Here is a 21,476-nt window from a genome sequence, read left to right as displayed (position 1 = left end):
CGCCAGCAGCAGGAACCCACCGAAGCGACTCAGGGGCGGCTCAATGCCGCTCCTGAGCGCCGTAGGAATCTCCGGCCTTCAGACCGGGGAGGATGTCAATGACTTCGCCGTCGCGGTAGCGACGCGACGGCGATGATGGTGACGAGTCCGCCGGGTGTGCGCCAGGAGGTCGAGCGACCTGGCTGCGGCGAGTCAGGGAATGTCGCGCACTTCCACGTCGACGATGTCGCTGCGTTTCATGCGGCGGGCAAAGCCGCTGCGGGCGGGCTCGCCGGCAGCGCGGCTGCCGGCCGCTGCATCTGCGCCGAAGCCCCACTTGCTTTGCGAGCGCTGCCAAATGGTCTTGGCGACGAAGGGCTTGCCGCGCAGCTTGGCGACGAAATAAACGGTGGCCAGGGCTACCGCCGTGGAGGCGACGAGTATGGCGGCCATGATCATGCCGACCAGGGCGATGATTGCCACGAAGACGGTGCGGAGCAGCTTGGCGATGGTGTCGATCATAGGTCTAGCGTGCAGCCGGCGCGCGGCTCAGGGTGAGGCGGACAAACCTGTTGGTCGGCCGCTGGATCGTAAAGTTCCCGAGGCGTTCGGGGACGTGGGCAGCGAACCGGCACGGAGCCGGCGCGCGGAGCGGTCGGGCGCTGCCAGGCGCCGGCCTGCGTAGTATATGCAGGATGTGGGGCCTGCGAGGTCTTTTTCAATGCGTCAATACGCTTCGTTTTCGGATTCGGCCTGCGGGATGCGGGTCGCGATGACCTTATCGATGCGTTTGCCATCCATATCCACGATTTCGAAGTTCCATCCGCCCCAGTCGACCTGTTCGCCCGTCTGCGGAATGCGTCCCAGCAACAGCATCAACATGCCTGAGAGCGTGTGATAGGTGCCGGAATCGCCTTCCGGGAGGTTGGGCAGGTCGAGCATGTCTTCCAGCTCGTGGACGTCGAGCAGCCCATCGAGCAGCCAGGAGCCATCTTCGCGCTTTACCGCCGACGGTTCCTCAGGCGACGTGGAGGTGTGGAATTCGCCCACGATGGCTTCGAGCACGTCGCGCAGCGTGACGAGGCCCTGCACGTCGCCGTATTCGTCCACCACCAGCGCCGTTTGGGTATGGGAGTCGCGGAAGTTCTGGACCAGCTCGGTGCCGGTCAACGTTTCCGGCACGTATAGCACGGGCGTGAGGCGGGCGGTCAGGTCCAGCGGCTCGCCCGCCATGAGCTGGGCGAGCAGGTCTTTCGCGCGGACGAAGCCAATGACGTCGGAGAGGTCGTCGCGCACCACGGGGAAACGCGAGTAATGCGAGCTCTCGATCTTGGCCTTGGAGACCTCCAGGGGATCGTTGACGTCCAGGTATACGATGTCCGAGCGCGGAACCATTAGCGACGACAGCCGCCGTTCGTCCAGGCGGAAGACGTTGCGGACCATCTGTTGTTCAGCCTGCTCGAAGATGCCGGCCGTGGCGCCCTGGGCCATCAGCACCTGGATTTCTTCCTCGGTGACGAGCTGGTCTTTGGTTTCTTTCGCGCCGATCAGCTTGAGCACCGAGTCGGTGGCCATCGACAGCAGCCTCACGAAAGGCGTGGCGATCCACGACAGTACCCGCATCGGGGCGGCGATGAGGCCCGCGATGGCCTCGGCGTGCATCTGCCCGACGCGCTTGGGTACCAGTTCACCGATGATGATGGACAGGAAGGTGATGACGATGACGACCACCGTCAGCGCGATGCCGCTTGCCGCCTGCTCCAGCGCCGGAATGTAGCGGCGGATGAATTCGGCCAGCGGCTGCGCCAAGGCGCCCTCGCCGACGATACCGGTGAGGATGCCGATCGAGGTAATGCCTATTTGGACAGTGGAAAGGAATTGCGTCGGGTGTTCTGCGAGCTCCAGTGCGGCGCGGGCCCGGGTATCGCCCTCGTCCGCCCGCTGCTGGAGGCGGGATTTGCGTGCGGTGACGACCGCGATCTCGCTCATGGCGAACAGGCCATTGGCGAGGAACAAAATCAAAAGTAAGCCAATTTCCATATTTCCAGGCAGATTGGGCGGACGCCCGGCATTTTCCCGTTTTGCCTGGAAAACGCCAGCAACGCCCGGGAAACCGGTTTCATTTGACCGGTTTCCACCGCCTACTGTTTATGAGGACCCCGTAGCATAGCCCACCGCGGGCATATTCCAAATGGGCAATCCTACTTAGGGCCATGCGCGGCGCCGGATACTGCTTGAAAACAATCGTTATTGGGCCGTTCCCAGCAGGCATGGGCGATCCGCTATGCTTGCGATTGATTCAACACGGCAGAAGCGTCATGAGTTTGTCAGTGGAGCGGGTCTGCAGGGCCCTGTGTGGCGAGACCGATTTCGATCCCCGCTCGGCAACCGGAGTCCGAACCGGGGCCGCGTGCGTCAACCTCTCCGCCGTTGCGCATTTGTGATGCGGCTGTTTCGCACGGTGGGCGGATCGGGGCGCCGCCCGTCGCCTGCCCGCGCATGCCTGGCCTTGGCGACGGTCATGCTGGCCCTGGGCCTGGCCCGTCCAGGGTTCGCTGCGCGACCTGAAGTCACCATCGATCCTGGCGACCTGCCGGCGAGCGCCTTGGAGGCCGTCACGCGTGCCGTCGACAGCATGGCAGCCATGGCCGACGACCAAGACGGCGGAGAAGGCATACGCCTGCGCCGCCGTGCCCGTGAGGCGACGATCGACGCGCTCGCCACCGAGGGATATTTTTCGCCGCAGGTCGAGCTCGAGGCCGGGACGGACGTCGCCGGGCCGACCTGGGACATTTCCATCGTACCGGGCGAGCGCACGGTGGTGGAGGCCGTGGATATCGTTTTTCTCGGCGCGCTGGCCGAACCCGAGTACGCGGAGCGGGCGGAGCAGCTGCGGTCGAGCTGGGGGCTCAAGGAGGGCTCGCCGTTTCGCAACGACGAATGGGAGGCCGCCAAGCGCAGTTTGCTCGATGCGGCCTCGGAACGCGATTTTCCTGCGGCCCGGCTCGTCGATACCGCCGCCGATATCATTGTGGAACGGTCCCGGGCCGTGCTCCACGTCAAGCTCGACAGCGGCCCGGCAGTGCGCCTGTCGGGCGTCGAGGTGCGCGGCCTCAAGCGCGTGCCGGCCGGCGTTGTCGAGCGCTACGTGCGGATCCGTCCGGGTGAGCCCTACGACCGTGCGCGCATGGTCGAGTGGCAGCAGACGCTGCAGGCGGCACCTTTTTTCTCCGGCGCCAAGCTCGACGTCGACCGTACTGGCATATCGGCCAACCCGGAAGAGGATCCGGGCATGATGCCGGAGAGCTTGGACTCGCAGCAGACGCGCACCGAACCGGCCTATCGCGGGCCCACTCATTTGACCCTGCCGGTGGTGGCCGACGTGGTCGAGTCGCGGCCGCGCCGCATGAGCGTCGCGCTCGGCGTGGACGACGAAGCCGGCCCCCGGATCGAAACCGTTTATCGCCAGAACGTCGTGGCCGGACAGGCGGTCGAGCTCGAAACCGGGGTGCGGCTCGACCGGCTGCGCCGGCTGGGGTACGCGGACATTCATCTCGTCCCCAATGAGAACGGATTCCGTGACAGCTTCGGGGTGCTGGCGCAGGATTCGGATATCCAGGGCGTGCATGTGCGGCGGCTCGCTGTCGGGGCGATCCGGGCCAAGACCTACCCCGCCAGCTTCAAGAGCCGGGTCGAGTACGAGACCCGCTATGGGGCGCGCCTTTCGCACGAGCGCACGGACATCGACGGCCTGAATGCATTTACTGCCAACAACGCCACCGCCACGGCCGAGTTGATCCGCCGCGACGTCAACGACAAATACGATCCGCGCGAAGGAACCTTGCTCGGATTGGGGGCTGGCGTGGGCACGGCACTCGACGCGCGCAACCGTTTCGGCCGGCTCTCGGTGCGGGGCCAGTACTGGTGGTCGCCCACCAAGCGCGACGTGATCACGGTGCGCGGCGAAGTCGGCCGCCTCTGGGCGCGGGACCTCAACCGCGTTCCCGATGACTTCGCGTTCCGCACCGGTGGCGCGCGTTCGGTGCGCGGTTACCGTTACCTCGGCCTGGGGCGCGAAGTGGGCAATGCGGTGCTCGGCGACGCCGTACTCTTCGTGGCCAGCATCGAGGGCACGCGGTATTTCGATGAACGCTTCGGCGCGGCGCTGTTCGTGGACACCGGCAACGTGGCGTCGACCTTCGGCTCGATGAAGCTCGCCACTGGCGTGGGCACCGGCCTGCGCGTGCGCACGCCCGCGGGCCCGCTTAGCGTGGACCTGGCCTACGCGGTGCGCGATAAGAACGTCCGCCTGCATTTTTCCTTGGGGATTGCATTTTGAGTCCGTCTGTCCCAGACCATCCGGAACCTGCCCGGCGTCGTCGCCGGTGGCCATGGGCGCTGGCAGGCGCCGTGGCCGCGGGCGCGATGGCGCTCGCCGGCGCGGCAGCCTGGATTGCGTCGACTTCGGGCGGCACCGCATGGGCGCTGCGCATGGGGGGGCGGCTGGCCGGCGGTGAAATACGCGCCGAGGGCGTGCGCGGATCGCTATGGTCCGGCCTCGAGATCGATGCGTTGACGGTGCGCGTGCCGGACCTCGACGCTGATGTGGAGCGCCTGCGCCTGGACGTGCGCTGGCGCGCGCTGGGTGGCATGCGGCTGCACGTGGCAGAGCTGTCCGCGCGGCGCGTGCGATTGAACCTGCGTCCCTCGGACGAGCCCGCACCACCGCCCGAGTCGCTGCGGTTGCCGCTGGCCTTGGACGTGGACAGGCTCGCGCTCGGCGCGCTCGACATCGAGACTGACGGCGAGCGATTGCCTGCGGCCTTGTCTTCCCTCGACCTGCGGGCCAGCTCGTCGGGCGAGGAGCACCGAGTCTGGCTCACGAACTTGCACATCTCCGCACCCCAAGCCGAGGCCACGCTGCGCGGCGAAGCGAGGCTGGGCGCGGCCTCGCCTTTCCCGATCGACGCGACCCTGCACGCGGGTGGCAGGCAGGCCGAGCGCGCTTTCGACATCGAGGCAAAGGGGACAGGCTCGCTCGGGCAGCTGGCCTTTACCGTGCGCGGAGACGGCGCCGGCGTGGGCATCGACGCCGAAGGCCAGGCCGCGTTGCTCGGCGGATTCCCGCTGCGAGGGCTGAGGCTCGCGCTAAAGGGCGTCGATCCTGCTGCCTGGGTTCCGGGGGCGCCGGCGGCGGCCCTCAGCCTGGATGCCGAGTTGGCCATGTCGTCCGGGACGGGGCCCGCCCTGCTGCAAGGCCCGATTGCGGTGCGCAATGCCGCGCCGCGTCCGGTCGACCGGGACGGGGTGCCCGTGAGTGCGGTTTCGGCGCGCTTGAGCGTACCGGTGGAAACGTTCGATGCGTTGGACTTGAACGAACTCGCAATCGAGGTGGCGGGCGGCGGAAGACTGGATGGGCAGGTGAGCTGGCGCCGGTCCGGCCGTCCCGATGATGCCTTCGGCCAAGTGCAGGGAAAGCTGCGCGCGGCGAACGTGGACGCTGCGCGTATTCACGGTGCGGCGATGCCTACCCGCTTGGCCGGGGTCTTGTCATTCGAGGCCGATGCGGCGGTCCAGTCCCTCGCTGCGGACCTTTCCGATCGTTCCGGGAAAATGCCGCTCGCGCTCAAGCTCGCGGCGCGCGTGCGCGAATCCGTCTTGCAGGTCTCAGAAGCCGTGTTGTCCGCGGGCGAGGCGAGGGCGCAGGGCAAAGCTGAGTTGCAGCTCGCCGAGCCCCAGCGTTTTACGGCTGAGCTGCGGCTCGACCGTTTCGATCCGGCGCATTGGGTGCGCAGCGACGTGTTGCCGCCCGCGCGCGTGTCTGCGACGGCGACGGTCGAAGGCGCGCTCGCGCCCGAGCTCGCGGGCAAGGCTGCGCTTCGCATCGACGAGGGCAGCCGCTGGAACAAGCAGCCGCTGGCCGGACGTGCGGAGCTGGCATTTGCGGGGCCGCGGATCGAGCGTGTCGATGCGGCGCTGAGCGCCGGCGGCAATCGGCTGGAGGCGCGCGGGGCATTCGGCCGGCCTCGCGACAGACTGCATTTCGACCTCGATGCGCCGTCGCTGGCGGCGCTCTCGCCGCTGCTCAACGGACAATTGACCGCACGCGGCGTCCTGGGCGAGACGCTGGATGCGCCTTTCCTCGACATGACGCTCGACGCCCGGGAGCTGCGGGTGCCGGGCGGGGTGAGCGTGGGGCGCGCCCAAGGGCGTGCCAACCTGGGGGCAGCGACTTCTTCGTCGAACGCACGCCGCGTCCAGGGCGGGTTTGCCGCCGCGCCGGCGGACCTCGACCTGCGGATCGAGCGTCTTGCGGTGTCGGATGCGCCCCAGGCCGTGATGAAGCAGGCGACTTTGGCGTTGCAGGGCACGATGGCCCGCCACGACGGCACCGTGGACGCCGAGTTCACGCCGGCGGACGGATCGGCGCCCGCGACGCTGAAGGCCGCGTTCAGCGGCAGCTGGGGCAGCACGGGCAAGGATCCGCGCACCACCGGGTGGCGCGGCGCGCTCTCGCGCCTGGATCTCGTCCGGGCGCCGCTGGGCATTCTGCTGGAGTCGCCGGTGAGCTTGAACTACGTGCCGGCGGCACCGGCACCCCAGTGGCAATGGGAAGTGGGCCCAGCCCGGATTACGCTCCAGCTCCCGGGCGGACAGCAGGGCAAACTGGTGCACGAAGGGTCGCGCGGGGCCGGCGACCGCTGGGAGACCCGCGGGCGCGCCGAAGGCCTGACCTGGACGCCAGACATCTTGATGGAAGCCATGGGCGGCAAGACGATCCCACCGGGGCGGATGCTGGTATTGGACGCTGACTGGGACCTGCGTTTCTCCGGTGCCTTGGAGGGGACGGCCGGCATCCGGCGCCGGGGCGGGGACTTATGGGTGCCGGGCACGCCGCCCTTCGCCCTGGGCTTGAGCGCGCTTGAGGCGCAGGTCCAGGCGACGCCGGACGGCAATGCGGGGCACAGCCGAGTGGTGCTGACGGGACGCATCGAGGGACAACGCATGGGCACGGTGCGCGTGGACGGCCAAGCCGGCGTGGTCGCGCGCGAAGGTTCCATCGGCCTGGACCGCGACCGGCCTGCCAACGTCGAGGCCAAGCTCGATTTGCAGGATCTGAGCTGGATCAGCCTGTTCACCGGCGACAGCGTCGAAGTGGGCGGCAAGCTGGCGGGCGCGGCGCGCGTGGTGCAAGAGGCCGGCCAATGGCGGGCGTCCGGAGGCTTCAATGGCGAAGGCATACGCGTCGTGCGCCTGGACGATGGCGTGCGGCTGCTCGAGGGGACGCTGAAAGCGTCGCTGCACGACGATCGCATCGTCCTGGACTCCCTGCGCTTTCCCAGTGTCATCCGGGTCAACCCGCGCGATTCGCGCGTGCAATCCTGGATCAAGAACGAAAGCGAGGGCGGGGAGCTCGAGATGACGGCGCAGTGGAGCTTGTCCGAATCGTCGGGAAGCGCTGCGCTCAGGGCCCAGCGCTTCCCGGTGATCCAGCGCGCGGATCGTTTCGTGGCGGGATCGGGCAAGGTGGACATGGACATCATCCCGGACCGCATGCGCATCGCCGGGCAGTTCGAGGTGGATACCGGCTGGGTGGACCTGGGCACGCAAGCCCCGCCCAAGCTCTCGGACGACGTCTACCTGCAGCGCAGTGGGGACCCCGCTCGCAAGAAACCGCTGGGCATCGCAATCGACGTGGGCGTCAAGCTGGGCGACCGCTTCTACCTGCGCGGCTATGGCCTGGATACGGGCGTGACCGGAGAGCTGCGCGTCGCCGGGACGGCGAGTGCCTTGTCGTCGAGTGGCACGGTGCGCACGCGTGGCGGTCGCTTCGAGGCCTATGGCCAGACCCTGACCGTGCGCCGCGGCGTGCTGACCTTCCAGGGGCCGATCGACGATCCCTTGCTCGACATCGTGGCGGTGCGCGTGGGGCCGCGGGTGGAAGCCGGGGTCAGCATCAGCGGGACGGCGCGGCATCCGCGCATCGCCCTGGTCTCCACGCCCGAGGTCAGTGACGTGGAAAAACTCTCCTGGCTCTTGCTGGGCCGGGGGCCCGATGAAGGCGGCGGGGGAGCGGATGCGACGCTGCTGCTGAGCGCCGCGACTTCCTTGCTCGGCCCGCAAGGCAGCGAGCCCATATCCCGCCAATTGGGGCTGGACGAAATCGGCGTGCGGTCGGGCAACGTGGGCAGCTCGCGCGGCCTGCTGCCGGACCGTACCGTCGCGGGGGACAGCACGTCGTCTTCCTATGCCTTGTCGAACAGCCAGTTCCTGGTGGTCGGCAAGCGCCTGACCGATCGCCTGTACGCCAGCTTCGAGCAAGCCCTGTCGGGCAGTGACGGCGTGGTCAAGCTGAGCTACCGGCTGTCCCGGGGCCTCTCGGCAGTGGTCAAGGGCGGCACCCTCAACGGCCTGGATCTCCTGTACTACGTGTTGTTCGACGATTGAGCCGGACGAAGCCGGGAGCTTCCCTCCGGCTGTCCGTCGTCATGGCCAGGGAGGAAGGACGCGGCCGAGGACGCAGCCAAAGCCGATGCGCAGTGCGCCGCGTTTGGCGTGGCCGCGCATGACGACTTCGTCGCCGTCTTCCAGGAAGGCGCGCGTCGAGCCGTCCGGCAGGGTCAACGGGCGTTTGCCGTTTTCCGTGATCTCCAGCAGGCAGCCGCGCGCCTGCCGCGTGGGGCCGCTGATCGTGCCCGAGCCCATCAGGTCACCCGGGCGGACATTGCAGCCGCTGCTGGTGTGATGCGCGAGCTGTTGCCCCATGGTCCAGTACAGGTGCCGGAAGTTGCTGCGCGTGACGACCATGCCCTCGCCGCCTTGCGGCCTGAGCTCCACGGTGAGCTCGATGTCGTAGGCGTGGCGGTCGCTTTCCCGCAGATAGGGCAGGGGCGCGGGGTCCTGCTCTGGCGCCGGCGCACGGAAGGGTTCGAGCGCGTCCAGGGTTACTACCCAGGGCGAGATCGAGGTCGCGAAGGCCTTGGCCTGGAACGGGCCGAGCGGCACGTATTCCCAGCGCTGGATGTCACGCGCGCTCCAGTCGTTCATCAGCACCATGCCAAAGATGTACTCGGGCGCTTCGTCCGGGGCGAGCCGCTCGCCCAGGTGGCTTTCCTTGCCGACGAAGAAAGCGGTTTCCAGCTCGAAGTCGAGCTCTCGGCACGGGCCCCATTCCGGCGCGCCGCCGGCCACCGGCAATTGCCCCATGGGACGGTGGAAATCGCGTCCGGACACGATGACCGAGCTGGCGCGGCCGTTATAGCCGATGGGCATGTGCTTCCAATTCGGCGTCAGTGCGTTGGCTGGATCGCGGAACAGCTTGCCCACGTTGGTGGCGTGATCTTCCGAGGAATAGAAGTCCGTATAGGACGCAATCTCGAACGGCAGGTGCAGCGTGCAGGCGTCCATCGGCACCAGCGCCCGCGCGCGCAGCGCCGCATCGTCGCGCAACCGCGGGTCAATGCCCGACAGCAGCTCGGCCAGGCGTGCGCGGACCGCGCGCCAGACGGGCCGGCCGGCGGCTGCGAAGGCATTCAGGCTGCCGTGGCCGAAGAGTGCGAGCGCCGGGTCGACCGGCAGCAGGCCAGCCTGCTCGAGGGCGAGGAGGTCGACGATCCACGCGCCCAAGGCGACGCCAGCGCGCTTTCCGCCGCCTGCACCGGAGAAGATGCCGTAGGGCAGGTTCTGGATGGGGAAGTCGCTGCCTTCGTCGACTTCGACGAAGGCGCGCAAGGACGGATCGATGATTTCGAAGCCGGCCATCGTCAATTGCCCGTCTTGAGCAGGCCGAGCGACTGGATCAGCGCACGGTTGGTTTCGTTGTCGCCCGCGAGCTTGGCCGCGAAGGTGGCGCCGTCGAGATAGTTCACTTGCTGGTAGAGCTGGCGCGCGGCAGTTTGGAATCCCGGCTTCTCCGTTGCCGCGTGGCAGGCCTGCTGCAGCTTGTCGCGGGCGGCTTGCGGCACGCCTTCATTGACGTAGAGGCCATTGCGCGCGATGACGGCATGCTTGACGCCGAACTCGGTGATGGCCGGCACGTCGGGCAGGCCGGGCAATCGCTTGTCGCCATACACGGCGAGGATGCGCAGGTCCTTGCCGACGACCGAGGAGACGCCCAATGCGCCGAAGTCGAGATGGCCGCCCAGGACTTGCGGAATGACCTGGGCGTCGCCGCGGAAGGCGATCTCGTTGAAGCTGACGCCCGTGGACTTGGCAAGGTTGGCCGTCGCCAGGTGCGGCACCGACCCGGGACCGGCATGGCCGTACGACAGCTGGCCAGGCCGGCGGCGCGCCTCATCCAGCAAGTCTTTGAGCGAGCCGATGGGGGATTCTTTGCGTACCGCGATGACGAACGGGTTCTCGAAGATCTGGCAGATCGGGACGATGCTCTCGGGCCGGTAAGGCACGCGGCCCATGAGGAAGGGGGCTTGGGTCAGCGGCGACGAGGGCGAGAAGAGCGCCGTGTAGCCGTCGGGACGCGCCGAGGCCACGGCGGCCACGCCTATGGTGCCGCCCGCCCCGTCGCGGTTGTTGACCACGATCTGGGTGGAAAGGATGTCCGCGAGTTCGCGGGTGAAGGCACGCGCCATGACGTCGACGCTGCCCCCGGCCGAGTACGGCACGATAACCTCGATGGAACGCGAGGGATAGTCCTGGGCGGCGGCCGCGCCGCACGCCGCGGCGAGCAGCGGAGCGAAGAGAAGCTTGCGGATTTGCATGTCGAGTCTCCCGTATTTGGATTGGACGTGGGGAAAGGGTCAGAAGTGACGGGCGATGTCTGCGTCGAACTTGCCGTCGATCAACACGAACAGCACGCGCGCCGGTTCGCTCGTGCGGTTGGTCCAGGCGTGATTGGTGCCGCGCTGGATGAGCACGTCGCCTGCCTTGAGCGTGACTTCCGAGTCGTCGAGCAGCATCGTGATCTCTCCGGACAGCACGATGGCGTAGTCAATGGTTTCGGTGCGGTGCATGAAGGGGTGGCGCTTCTTGCCGCCATGTCCGGTGAGCGCGTCCTGCCCGCCGAACATCGCGAAGGCCTGCTTGGCTGCCTCGGCGTCCACATCACGCAGCTCGAGCGAAGCGGGAGGGAATTCGATGATGCGCACGACCGTGCCCAGCGGGGGCGGGGCCAGCGATACCGGGCCGAGCGTGGGGTCCGGCCCGTTGTCGATGGGAGCGGGGGCAGTCGGCGTTTGCCACAGCTGGGTCAGGTAGTAGCCGGGGCGGCTGGCGTCATGCCTGACGTTGGGCGCGTAGCCGTCTTCCAGCACCACGGAGCGGCCCTGTTCATCGTGGCCGGTGATGACGCGGCGGATTTTTCCGTTCATGAGGCGGTGTCCTTCCTGCAAGGTGTCTTTTTTTCATGGTAAGAAGTGGCAAGGGTTTAGTCAAACGACTGATTTAATCAATTGACTGAAACAGGGTGGCGCCGCTTCCGGGTAACATAGAAAAAACAACCACTTTTCCCCGAATCGTCCCGCCCATGTCGCTTCCTCCTGCCGAAACTCCCGACGCCGCATCCACGCGCGCCCGCATCCTGGACGTCGCCGAGCGGCTGTTCGCCGAACACGGCTACAACGGCGTTTCCCTGCGCACGATCACCGCCACGGCAGGCGTCAACATGGCTGCCGTCCACTACTACTTCAGGACCAAGGAAGGGTTGCTGCGCGCCATATTCGAAGCGCGGGCAGGACGCATGAACGAGGAGCGCCGCGCGCTGCTGCAGGCCTGTTGCCCGGCCGATCCCGCGGCGCGCCCGAACGTGCGCGCGGTGCTCGAGGCCTTCATCGGGCCTGGCATGCGCCTGGGGCAGACCGAGCAGGGGGCCTGGTTCAACCGGTTGTCGGCAATCTGTTCCGTGGAGCCCGACCCCGCCGTCAAGAACATCGTGTTCGGCGTGCACGACGACGTGGCCCGTTTGTTCGTGGACTTGCTGGCCCGCGCCTGCCCGCACTTGTCGCGCGAGGAGCTCTACGTGCGCCTGCAGTGCATCTACGGGAGCATGATGTACATCCGCGCCGACAACGGCCGCGTCGCGCGCCTCATGCCCGACGTGAAGGCCGCGCCCGTCTCGGAGGAGGGCGTCGCCCAAACCCTCTCCCGGATGCTGGATTTCATGGCGGCGGGGTTGGAGGCCCCGGCCTCGCGCTGATGCCGCGGGGTGCAGGCCTCCGCTCCTGGCGGCGGGAGCAAGGTGTTGCCGGAATCCCGCGGGCTGCCCGCGGCGCCGTTCCGGACGCCCCGCCGGGGGGTACAATTCCCAGCTTTCTTCCTTGCGTCATTCGACGAGGCCCCGTCCCATGAGTATCAAAAGCGACCGCTGGATCCGCCGTGCAGCGGCCGAAGGCATGATCGAGCCATTCGCGCCTGGCCAAGTGCGGGAGCTGGATGGCAAGCGCATCGTCAGCTACGGCACCAGCAGCTACGGCTACGACGTGCGCTGTGCGGACGAATTCAAGATCTTCACCAACATCAACTCGACCATCGTCGACCCCAAGGCATTCGACGAGAAATCCTTCGTGGATTTCAAGGGCGACGTCTGCATCATTCCGCCCAATTCCTTTGCGTTGGCGCGCACGGTCGAGTACTTCCGCATTCCCCGCAATGTGCTTACCATTTGCCTCGGCAAGAGCACGTATGCACGCTGCGGCATCATCGTCAACGTCACGCCGCTGGAACCGGAATGGGAGGGCCACGTCACGCTGGAGTTCTCGAACACCACGCCGCTGCCGGCCAAGATCTACGCCGGAGAGGGATGCGCCCAGATGCTGTTCCTCGAGAGCGACGAGGTCTGCGAGACGTCGTATAAAGACCGTGGCGGCAAGTACCAGGGGCAGCAAGGCGTGACGCTGCCCAGGACGTAACGTCGCCCGCCATGGTTGTTGGGTTGTGAGTAGTTCCGTGCCCGGGAGCGACATGCGAGGCGACTCGTCCCGCGGCCGGCCGTTGTTCAACCGATTCGATCCCTGCCGCCGGCGCTCTTCCATCCAAGGCACTGAGGAACTGGCGCCCCCAGTCCGTCCATGCCTTCCGTGGGAGGGGCGCGCAAAGCGCGTAGGGGGGAGCTAGCATTGAAATTCCGCTTCCCCATCGTCATCATCGACGAAGATTTCCGCTCCGAGAATGCATCCGGGCTCGGCGTGCGTGCCCTGGCCGCGGCGATCGAGGCCGAGGGCATGGAGGTGCTGGGCGTCACCAGTTACGGTGACCTCTCGTCGTTCGCCCAGCAGCAGAGCCGCGCCAGCGCTTTCATCCTGTCCATCGACGACGAAGAGTTCGGCGATGGCATGCCCGACGACGTCGCCAACGCAGTTGCCAAGCTGCGTGCGTTCATCGGCGAGCTGCGCTTCCGCAACGCCGAGATCCCCATCTACCTTTATGGGGAGACGCGCACGTCGCGCCACATTCCCAACGATATCCTGCGCGAGCTGCATGGCTTCATCCACATGTTCGAGGACACGCCGGAGTTCGTGGCGCGCCACATCATCCGCGAAGCCAAGAGCTATCTCGAATCGTTGCCGCCGCCGTTCTTCCGGGAGCTGGTCAAGTACGCGCAGGATGGCTCGTATTCCTGGCATTGCCCCGGACACTCCGGCGGCGTGGCCTTCCTGAAGAGCCCGGTCGGGCAGATGTTCCACCAGTTCTTCGGCGAGAACATGCTGCGCGCCGACGTTTGCAACGCGGTGGACGAGCTCGGGCAGCTGCTGGACCATACCGGCCCGGTGGCGGCTTCCGAGCGCAATGCCGCGCGCATCTTCAGCGCGGACCACTGCTTCTTCGTGACCAACGGCACCTCCACCTCGAACAAGATCGTCTGGCATGCCAACGTGGCGCCGGGCGACATCGTCGTGGTGGACCGCAACTGCCACAAGTCCATCCTGCACGCCATCATCATGACCGGCGCGGTGCCGGTGTTCCTGCGGCCCACGCGCAATCACCTCGGCATCATCGGCCCCATCCCGCTGGACGAGTTCCGCCCCGAGAACATCCAGAAGAAGATCGATGCCAACCCCTTTGCCAAGGACGCGCGCAACCGCAAGCCACGCATCCTGACCATCACCCAGAGCACGTACGACGGCGTGGTGTACAACGTGGAGATGATCAAGGAGCTGCTGGGCTCGAGCATCGACACGCTGCATTTCGACGAGGCATGGTTGCCCCATGCGGCCTTCCACGACTTCTACAAGAACATGCACGCCATCGGCAAGGACCGGCCGCGCAGCACCGACGCGATGATCTACGCCACGCACTCCACGCACAAGCTGCTGGCGGGCATCTCGCAGGCGTCGCAGATCATCGTGCAGGAGTCCGAGACGCGACGGCTGGACCGGCACGTGTTCAACGAGGCGTACTTGATGCACACCTCTACTTCGCCGCAATACGCCATCATTGCGTCCTGCGACGTGGCGGCCGCGATGATGGAGCCGCCCGGAGGCACGGCGTTGGTCGAGGAAAGCATCCTCGAGGCGCTGGACTTTCGCCGCGCCATGCGCAAGGTCGAGGCCGAGTTCGGCGCCAACGATTGGTGGTTCAAGGTCTGGGGCCCGGATCACTTGGTTCCGGACGGGATCGGCGAGCGCGACGACTGGCTGCTGGAGACCGATGCGGAATGGCACGGCTTTGGCTCGCTGGCGCCCGGCTTCAATATGCTGGATCCGATCAAGGCGACCATCGTCACGCCTGGGCTGGACGTCTCCGGTACCTTCGGGCAGACCGGCATCCCGGCCTCCATCGTGACCAAGTTCTTGGCCGAGCACGGCGTGATCGTCGAAAAGACGGGCCTGTATTCGTTCTTCATCATGTTCACCATCGGCATCACCAAGGGCCGGTGGAACACGTTGCTGACTGCTTTGCAGCAGTTCAAGGACGACTACGACAAGAACCAGCCGATGTGGCGCATCCTGCCCGAGTTCTGCCACGATTACCCGCAGTACGAGCAGGTGGGCCTGCGCGACCTGTGCACGCGCATCCACGAGATGTATCGCGCCTATGACGTCGCGCGCCTGACCACGGAGATGTACCTGAGCGACATGGTGCCCGCGATGAAGCCGTCCGACGCCTTTGCCAAGATGGCGCACCGCGAGATCGAGCGCGTGGACATCGACAGCCTGGAGGGCCGCGTCACCAGCGTGCTGCTGACCCCGTACCCACCCGGCATTCCCTTGCTCATCCCCGGTGAGCGCTTTAACTCGACCATCGTCAAGTACCTGCAGTTCGCACGCAAGTTCAACGCCCAGTTCCCCGGGTTCGGCACCGACATCCACGGCTTGGTCGAGGAGGTGCTTCCCAACGGCGAGCTGCGCTTCTACGTGGACTGCGTCAAGGACGCCTGATGGCTTCCTCCAGGCCGCCCGGGGCGGCCTATGACGTAGCGGTGGTCGGCGCTGGCGCTGCCGGCATGATGTGCGCGGCGGTGGCGGGCCAGCGGGGGCGGCGCGTGGTACTGATCGATCACGCACGCAAGCTGGCCGAGAAAATCCGCATCTCCGGCGGAGGCCGCTGCAACTTCACCAATCGCGACGCCGGGCCGGCCAATTTCATTTCCGAGAATCCGCACTTCTGCCGCTCGGCGCTGTCGCGCTACACGCCGCAGGATTTCCTGGCGCTGGTCGCACGGCATCGCATCGCCTGGCACGAGAAGCATCGCGGCCAGCTGTTCTGCGACGAGTCGAGCGAAGACATCATCCGCATGCTGCGCGCAGAATGCGAGGCGGGAAACGTCTCGTGGCGGATGCCTTGCGCCGTCGACGCCATCGACGCTAGCGCGGGCGGCTTTGCCTTGCGGACGTCCTCGGGCCTGGTCCGCGCCGCACGCGTCGTGATCGCGACAGGCGGGTTGCCGGTGCCGCAAATAGGCGCCTCGGACTTCGGGCTGCGCATCGCCCGCCAGTTCGGCCTGCGCATCGTCGAGCCCCGGCCGGCGCTGGTTCCGTTGACGTTTGACCCCATTGCCTGGCGGCCCTTTGCACCGCTGGCTGGCATTGCGCTCGAGGTGGGGATACGCACCGGGGAAGGCAAGCGCGTGGCCGAGTTCCGCGAGGACCTCCTGTTTACCCATCGTGGGTTGTCGGGGCCGGCCGTACTCCAGATTTCGAGCTATTGGCAGCCTGGCCAGGCCATCGTCGTGGACCTCGCCCCGGGCATCGATCTCGCGGCGGAACTGCTCGGCGCCAAGGCTGGCGGGCGGCAGCACCTGGCCAATGTCCTCGCCGGCTTGGTGCCGCGCCGCCTGGCCGAACAATGGCTGGCCGTCGCGCACCCGGGGGCTGGCGAGCGGCGCATTGCGGATCTTCCCGACAAGCTGTTGCGGGAGATCGCCGATGGCATGAAGCGCTGGACGCTCGTTCCGCAAGGCACGGCCGGATACAAGAAGGCCGAAGTCATGCGCGGCGGCGTGGACACGCGCGACCTGGACCAGCAGACCATGGAGGCCCGGTCCGTGCCAGGCCTGTATTTCGTGGGCGAGGTCGTGGACGTGACCGGCTGGCTGGGCGGCTACAACTTCCAGTGGGCGTGGGCGTCGGGCGTTGCGTGCGGACGCGCGGTCTAAGATGCCGGCTGGCGCGGCACGCGCATGTTGGGATGTTCGTTGAGCCAGGCCGCAAGCATGCCGCGCGTGCCTCCGCCGTCTTGCCTTGCGGGTCGCCCGTGCCTGCGGCCCGGGGCCTGCGCGCCGGACGCTGATTTTGCGGCGACATTGAGGCACAATCAGATTCGACTCACCCACGTTTCGTCCAATCGAATCGTTACCAGAAGGGGAAATCGATGTTGCTCGCGTTGCTGGGTAGTTCGTCGCAGTCCATTTCTCTCGGCCGCCGCGCCCGGCCCTTGGCCAGCTTCCGCAGGCCAGCCATCGCGGCAGCGCTTTCGGCACTGCTGGCGTTCACGGGTGCAGCCGGTGCGGCTTCCGATTACGTGCCCGATGTCGGACAGGAAGGCAAGGACGTCGTGTGGGTGCCCACGCCCCAGACGCTGGTCGACAAGATGCTCGACATGGCCAAGGTCACGCCCGCCGATTACGTGATCGACCTCGGGTCGGGAGACGGGCGTACGGTGATCACCGCTGCCAAGCGGGGCGTCCGCGCCCACGGGATCGAATACAACCCCGACATGGTGGAATTGGCCCGGCGCAACGCGCAGGCCGCGGGCGTGGCCGATCGCGCCACGTTCGAGCGGGGCGACCTGTTCGAGACCGACCTGTCCCGCGCCAGCGTCATCACGCTGTTCCTCCTGCCGACCATCAACGAAAAACTGCGGCCACGCCTGCTCGAGCTCAAGCCCGGCACGCGGGTGGTTTCCAACACGTTCCCGATGGGCGACTGGGAGCCCGACGAGAAGGCCACGGTCACCCAGGACTGCCAGGGCTGGTGCACGGCGCTGCTGTGGATCGTGCCGGCCAAGGTGGCCGGCACGTGGAAGCTGGGCGGCGAAGAGCTGAAGCTCACGCAGCAATACCAGCGCCTGGGCGGAACCTTGGGTTCGGCCCCGATCAGCGATGCGCGCTTGCACGGCGACGAGATCTCGTTCACCGTGAACGGCGTGCGCTATCGCGGGAAGGTGGACGGGAGCTCGATGCAGGGCACGCGTACCGGCGCCGAACCGGCCGCCTGGACCGCCGTGCGCGGGTAACGCCAGCCTACCATTCCCAACTTGGCTCCTGGGATCCGCATGACTGCAGAACGATCGCCCAAGCAAACGCCCCTCCACGCCGAGCACCTCGCCCTCGGCGCGAGGATGACTGAGTTCGGCGGATGGTCCCTGCCGGTTTCATACGGTTCCCAGATCGAGGAGCACCATGCCGTGCGACGCGATGCGGGCATGTTCGACGTGTCGCACATGCTCAACGTCGATGTCGTGGGGCCGGATGCCAAGCCCTACCTGCGTTATCTCTTGGCGAACGACGTGGATCGGTTGGCCGAGCCGGGCAAGGCGCTCTACACCTGCATGCTCAATCCGCAAGGCGGGGTGGTGGATGACTTGATCGCCTATCTATTCACGCCGGAGCACTATCGCATGGTGGTCAACGCTGCCTCGGCCGACCGCGACCTGGTCTGGATGGCGCGCGTGGCCCAGGCGGGGGGCTACGAGGTCTCGATCGAGCCCCGGCGCGAGCTCGCGACGCTTGCCGTCCAGGGGCCCAATGCCCGCGAGCGGCTGGCGCAGGCCCGGCCCAGCCTGGGCGAACTTGTGCGCACCTTGCATCCTTTCGCCTCCGAGATGGTCGATGGAATGCTGGTGGCGCGCACCGGTTATACCGGCGAGGACGGCGTGGAGATCATGCTGCCTGGCGGCCAAGCGCCGGCTTTGTGGGCAGACCTGCTCCGCAGCGGCGTCAAGCCGTGCGGGCTGGGCGCGCGCGACACGCTTCGCATCGAGGCCGGCCTCAACCTATACGGCCAGGACATGGACGAGCTGACGCAGCCCGCCGAGGCCGGGCTGGCCTGGACCGTATCGGACCACGACCCGCAGCGGGACTTCGTCGGCCGTCCCGCACTTGCGTTCGGCCTGAAGTGGCAGCTGCTCGGGCTCAAGCTCCTCGACCGGGGCGTGATCCGGCCTCACATGGCTGTCCACACCGAGCTTGGGAATGGGCTCGTCACCAGCGGCACCATGTCCCCGACGCTGGGCACGTCCATCGGTTTTGCGCGCCTGCCGGAGGGCGTGGCGCCGGGCGACCGGGTCGAGGTAGAAATACGCGATCGTCGGGTGCCGGCGCTCGCCTGCAGGCTGCCTTTCGTGCGACGGGGGCAGGTCATGGAGACCTCGGCGCCGTGACCCGGTGGGCCTCGCCCGCGTCCAATACAATTCTCCCGTACCCGTTACCAGGATCGCCACCGATGAATCTCCCTCCCGAACTCAAGTACGCCAAGACTCACGAATGGATCCGCGCCGAAGGCGACCTGCTCCTGGTGGGGATTACCGACCATGCGCAGGAACAGTTGGGCGACCTGGTCTACGTCGGTGACGTCAAGGTCGGCGCCAAGCTGCGCGCGGGCGAGACCGCCGGCGTCGTGGAGTCGGTCAAGGCTGCGTCCGACATCTACGCTCCCGTGGCGGGCGAGGTCGTTGCCTTCAATGAAGAGCTGGCGGCCAGCCCTGAGCTGTTGAACCAGTCGCCCTATACCGCCTGGATCTTCAAGCTCAAGCCCGACAACATGGCGGACACCGCGGGCTTGCTCGACGCCTCCGGCTACCAGGCCGCCGTCGACGCGGGCTGACCGAAGACGGCCGCCGGGCCGCATCCCGGCAACCCCGCCCGGAATGGCTTGCCATCCATTGCAGGCAACGGAGAGGACGCCCATGCTCAAGGCGCTCGAGAACGAAGCGGCATTCGCAGCCCGTCACATCGGGCCTTCCGAGGCAGACCAGGCGCAGATGCTGCGCGTCGTCGGGGCCGACAGCCTCGACGACTTGATACGCAGGGTGGTGCCCGACAGCATCCTGGAGTCCGCCCCGCTCGACCTTCCCGCGCCGCAGGCCGAGGCGGAAGTGTTGGCAGAGCTGACCGGCCTGGCCGATCGCAACCAGTTGTTCCGCAACTACATCGGCCAAGGGTATTACGCCACGCATACGCCGCCCGTCATCCAGCGCAACATCCTGGAGAATCCTGCGTGGTATACGGCCTATACGCCTTACCAGCCAGAGATTTCACAGGGCCGCCTGCAGGCGTTGCTGGTGTTCCAGACCATGGTGTCGGACCTTACCGGCCTGGACATCGCCAATGCCTCGTTGCTGGACGAGGCCACGGCCGCCGCCGAGGCCATGTTGCTGGCGCGGCGCACCGCGTCGAGCGCCAGCAAGGTGTTTTTCGTATCGTCCGGTTGCCATCCGCAAACCATCGCGGTACTGCGCACGCGCGCGTCCGCCCTCGACATTGAGCTCGTCGTCGGGGACGAAACGGCCGGCGTGCCGGCCTGCTTCGGCGTATTGCTGCAATACCCGTGCAGCACCGGGGAGGTGCGCCGTCACGAGGCCGTCGCCGCCGAGGTGAAGGCGGCCGGCGGCATCGTGGCGTGCGCGACCGACTTGCTGGCGCTGGCGCTGCTGCAGCCGCCCGGCGAATGGGGGGCCGATATCGCCATCGGGTCTGCCCAGCGCTTCGGCGTGCCGCTCGGTTTCGGCGGTCCGCATGCCGCGTTCATGGCCTGCCGGGATGCCTTGAAACGCCATTTGCCCGGGCGCCTGGTGGGCGTCTCGCGCGACGCCGCCGGCCGGCCCGCCTTGCGGCTGGCCTTGCAGACACGCGAGCAGCACATCCGGCGCGAGAAAGCCACCTCCAACATATGTACCGCGCAGGTCTTGCTGGCCGTTATTGCCGCCATGTATGCGGTCTGGCACGGCCCGGACGGGCTGCGCCTCATCGCCTCGCGCGTGCATCGCTGCACCGCCGCGTTGCGCGCCGCCTTGGGCGAGCTGGGCGTGCAGGCGGAGAACCCCACTTTCTTCGATACGCTGCACTTGCGCACCGGCGCCCACACCGCGGCCATCGTGCGCGCGGCGCAGGCGGCGCGCATCAACCTGCGCAGGCTGGATGCCGGCCACCTTGCGGTGTCGCTCGACGAGACAGTGACGCGTGACGATTTACAGGCGCTCATCGACGTATTCGCCGAAGGTTGCGGCCGTCCTTCCACCCCCGTCGACACCGCGCTGGCCGCCGCGAGGGACGGCATCGCCGAGCCGCTGGCCAGGACCTCGCCCATACTTGCCCACCCCGTTTTCCGTTCCGTGCGGTCCGAGACAGACATGCTGCGCTGGCTGCGCCGGCTCGCCGACATGGACCTCGCGCTGGACCGGACGATGATCCCGCTCGGCTCCTGCACCATGAAACTCAACGCGACGGCGGAGATGATGCCCATTACGTGGCCCAAGTTTTCCGGTTTGCATCCGTACGCCCCCGCGTGGCAGGCCGAGGGCTACCGCGAACTGATTTCCCGGCTCGGCCGGGCGTTGTGCGAGATTACCGGCTACGAAGCGATCAGTTTCCAGCCTAATTCGGGCGCGCAGGGCGAGTACGCGGGACTGATGGCCATACGCGCGTATCATGCGGCGCGCGGCGAATCGTGCCGCGACGTGTGCCTGATTCCCGCCTCGGCCCACGGCACCAACCCCGCTTCTGCGCAGCTGGCCGGCATGCGGGTGGTGGTCGTCGCCTGCGATCGCCAGGGCAACGTGGATGTGGAGGATTTGCGCCGCAAGGCGGCCGAGGCCGGTTCGCGCCTGGCGGCCTTGATGGTGACCTATCCCTCGACCCACGGCGTGTTCGAAGATGCCATCGGGGAGATCTGCGAGATCGTGCACGCCGCGGGCGGCCAAGTCTACCTGGACGGTGCCAACATGAACGCGCTGGTGGGCTTGGTCAGACCGGGGCGCATCGGCGCGGACGTATCCCACCTCAACCTGCACAAGACCTTCTGTATTCCGCACGGCGGGGGCGGGCCGGGCGTGGGCCCGATCGCGGTCCGGAAACACCTTGCCCCTTATTTGCCGGGAGTCCTGGG

At 67.1% G+C, this 21,476-nt stretch carries 15 protein-coding genes; 10 read left to right on the top strand and 5 right to left on the bottom strand.

Annotation, left to right across the window (positions count from 1 at the left end):
* Positions 1 to 192: 192 nt before the first annotated feature.
* Together IRZ12_RS05685 and IRZ12_RS05680 are read right to left on the bottom strand one after the other, a co-directional pair.
* A complete protein-coding gene (locus tag IRZ12_RS05685; protein ID WP_296465455.1) occupies positions 193 to 501 on the bottom strand; it encodes a hypothetical protein in 309 nt (102 codons plus the stop codon).
* Between the two features lie 204 nt (positions 502 to 705).
* Positions 706 to 2,019: a hemolysin family protein gene (locus tag IRZ12_RS05680; RefSeq protein ID WP_296465450.1), complete on the bottom strand. Its 1,314-nt coding sequence runs from the start codon at positions 2,017 to 2,019 to the stop codon at positions 706 to 708.
* 403 nt (positions 2,020 to 2,422) lie between these two features.
* On the opposite strand from IRZ12_RS05680, the gene IRZ12_RS05675 reads away from it, so the two are divergent.
* Entirely contained in the window at positions 2,423 to 4,318 is a 1,896-nt protein-coding gene (locus tag IRZ12_RS05675; protein WP_296465448.1) for an autotransporter assembly complex family protein, read from the top strand.
* Positions 4,315 to 8,427 carry a translocation/assembly module TamB domain-containing protein gene (locus tag IRZ12_RS05670; protein WP_296465443.1) on the top strand — a complete coding sequence of 1,371 codons (4,113 nt, stop codon included), beginning with the start codon at positions 4,315 to 4,317 and terminating at the stop codon, positions 8,425 to 8,427. The genes IRZ12_RS05675 and IRZ12_RS05670 overlap by 4 nt, the downstream gene beginning before the upstream one ends.
* A 39-nt stretch (positions 8,428 to 8,466) precedes the next feature.
* Here the strand turns inward: IRZ12_RS05670 and fahA are convergent, their stop codons facing one another.
* Genes fahA through IRZ12_RS05655 form a run of 3 tightly spaced genes read right to left on the bottom strand, consistent with a single transcriptional unit; the run spans position 8,467 to position 11,306 of the window.
* A complete protein-coding gene (gene fahA / locus IRZ12_RS05665) occupies positions 8,467 to 9,741 on the bottom strand; it encodes a fumarylacetoacetase (RefSeq protein ID WP_296465440.1) in 1,275 nt (424 codons plus the stop codon).
* 2 nt (positions 9,742 to 9,743) lie between these two features.
* Positions 9,744 to 10,697, bottom strand: coding sequence for a tripartite tricarboxylate transporter substrate binding protein (locus IRZ12_RS05660; protein WP_296465438.1), 954 nt, complete (start codon positions 10,695 to 10,697; stop codon positions 9,744 to 9,746).
* Between the two features lie 39 nt (positions 10,698 to 10,736).
* On the bottom strand, positions 10,737 to 11,306 hold the full coding sequence (locus IRZ12_RS05655; RefSeq protein WP_296465435.1) for a cupin domain-containing protein: 570 nt from the start codon (positions 11,304 to 11,306) through the stop codon (positions 10,737 to 10,739).
* Between the two features lie 155 nt (positions 11,307 to 11,461).
* Between IRZ12_RS05655 and IRZ12_RS05650 the strand changes: the two genes are divergently transcribed.
* The 8 genes from IRZ12_RS05650 to gcvP all read left to right on the top strand — a co-directional run.
* Positions 11,462 to 12,130: a TetR/AcrR family transcriptional regulator gene (locus IRZ12_RS05650; RefSeq protein ID WP_296465432.1), complete on the top strand. Its 669-nt coding sequence runs from the start codon at positions 11,462 to 11,464 to the stop codon at positions 12,128 to 12,130.
* Between the two features lie 148 nt (positions 12,131 to 12,278).
* Positions 12,279 to 12,842, top strand: a complete 564-nt coding sequence (gene dcd, locus IRZ12_RS05645; protein ID WP_296465429.1) for a dCTP deaminase — start codon at positions 12,279 to 12,281, stop codon at positions 12,840 to 12,842.
* 207 nt (positions 12,843 to 13,049) lie between these two features.
* Positions 13,050 to 15,311 carry an arginine/lysine/ornithine decarboxylase gene (locus IRZ12_RS05640; protein WP_296465426.1) on the top strand — a complete coding sequence of 754 codons (2,262 nt, stop codon included), beginning with the start codon at positions 13,050 to 13,052 and terminating at the stop codon, positions 15,309 to 15,311.
* The gene (locus IRZ12_RS05635) at positions 15,311 to 16,528 is read left to right on the top strand and encodes an NAD(P)/FAD-dependent oxidoreductase (protein ID WP_296465424.1); all 1,218 of its coding nucleotides are present in this window, start codon (positions 15,311 to 15,313) and stop codon (positions 16,526 to 16,528) included. Before IRZ12_RS05640 ends, IRZ12_RS05635 begins: the two co-directional genes overlap by 1 nt.
* Positions 16,529 to 16,743: 215 nt before the next feature.
* The gene (locus tag IRZ12_RS05630) at positions 16,744 to 17,607 is read left to right on the top strand and encodes a cyclopropane-fatty-acyl-phospholipid synthase family protein (RefSeq protein ID WP_296465420.1); all 864 of its coding nucleotides are present in this window, start codon (positions 16,744 to 16,746) and stop codon (positions 17,605 to 17,607) included.
* A gap of 39 nt (positions 17,608 to 17,646) precedes the next feature.
* A complete protein-coding gene (gene gcvT / locus IRZ12_RS05625) occupies positions 17,647 to 18,753 on the top strand; it encodes a glycine cleavage system aminomethyltransferase GcvT (protein ID WP_296465417.1) in 1,107 nt (368 codons plus the stop codon).
* 62 nt (positions 18,754 to 18,815) lie between these two features.
* Positions 18,816 to 19,196 (top strand): glycine cleavage system protein GcvH, encoded by a 381-nt coding sequence (gcvH, locus tag IRZ12_RS05620; RefSeq protein WP_296465415.1) that lies wholly within the window; start codon positions 18,816 to 18,818, stop codon positions 19,194 to 19,196.
* A gap of 82 nt (positions 19,197 to 19,278) precedes the next feature.
* The coding region (gene gcvP / locus IRZ12_RS05615; RefSeq protein ID WP_296465412.1) for an aminomethyl-transferring glycine dehydrogenase at positions 19,279 to 21,476 on the top strand (2,198 nt) is incomplete at its 3' end.

This window comes from Pigmentiphaga sp. (assembly GCF_019689535.1).
Lineage (GTDB): Bacteria > Pseudomonadota > Gammaproteobacteria > Burkholderiales > Burkholderiaceae_B > Pigmentiphaga.
Note: the sequence above shows the minus strand (reverse complement) of the source record. Positions and strands in the feature narration are given on the sequence as shown.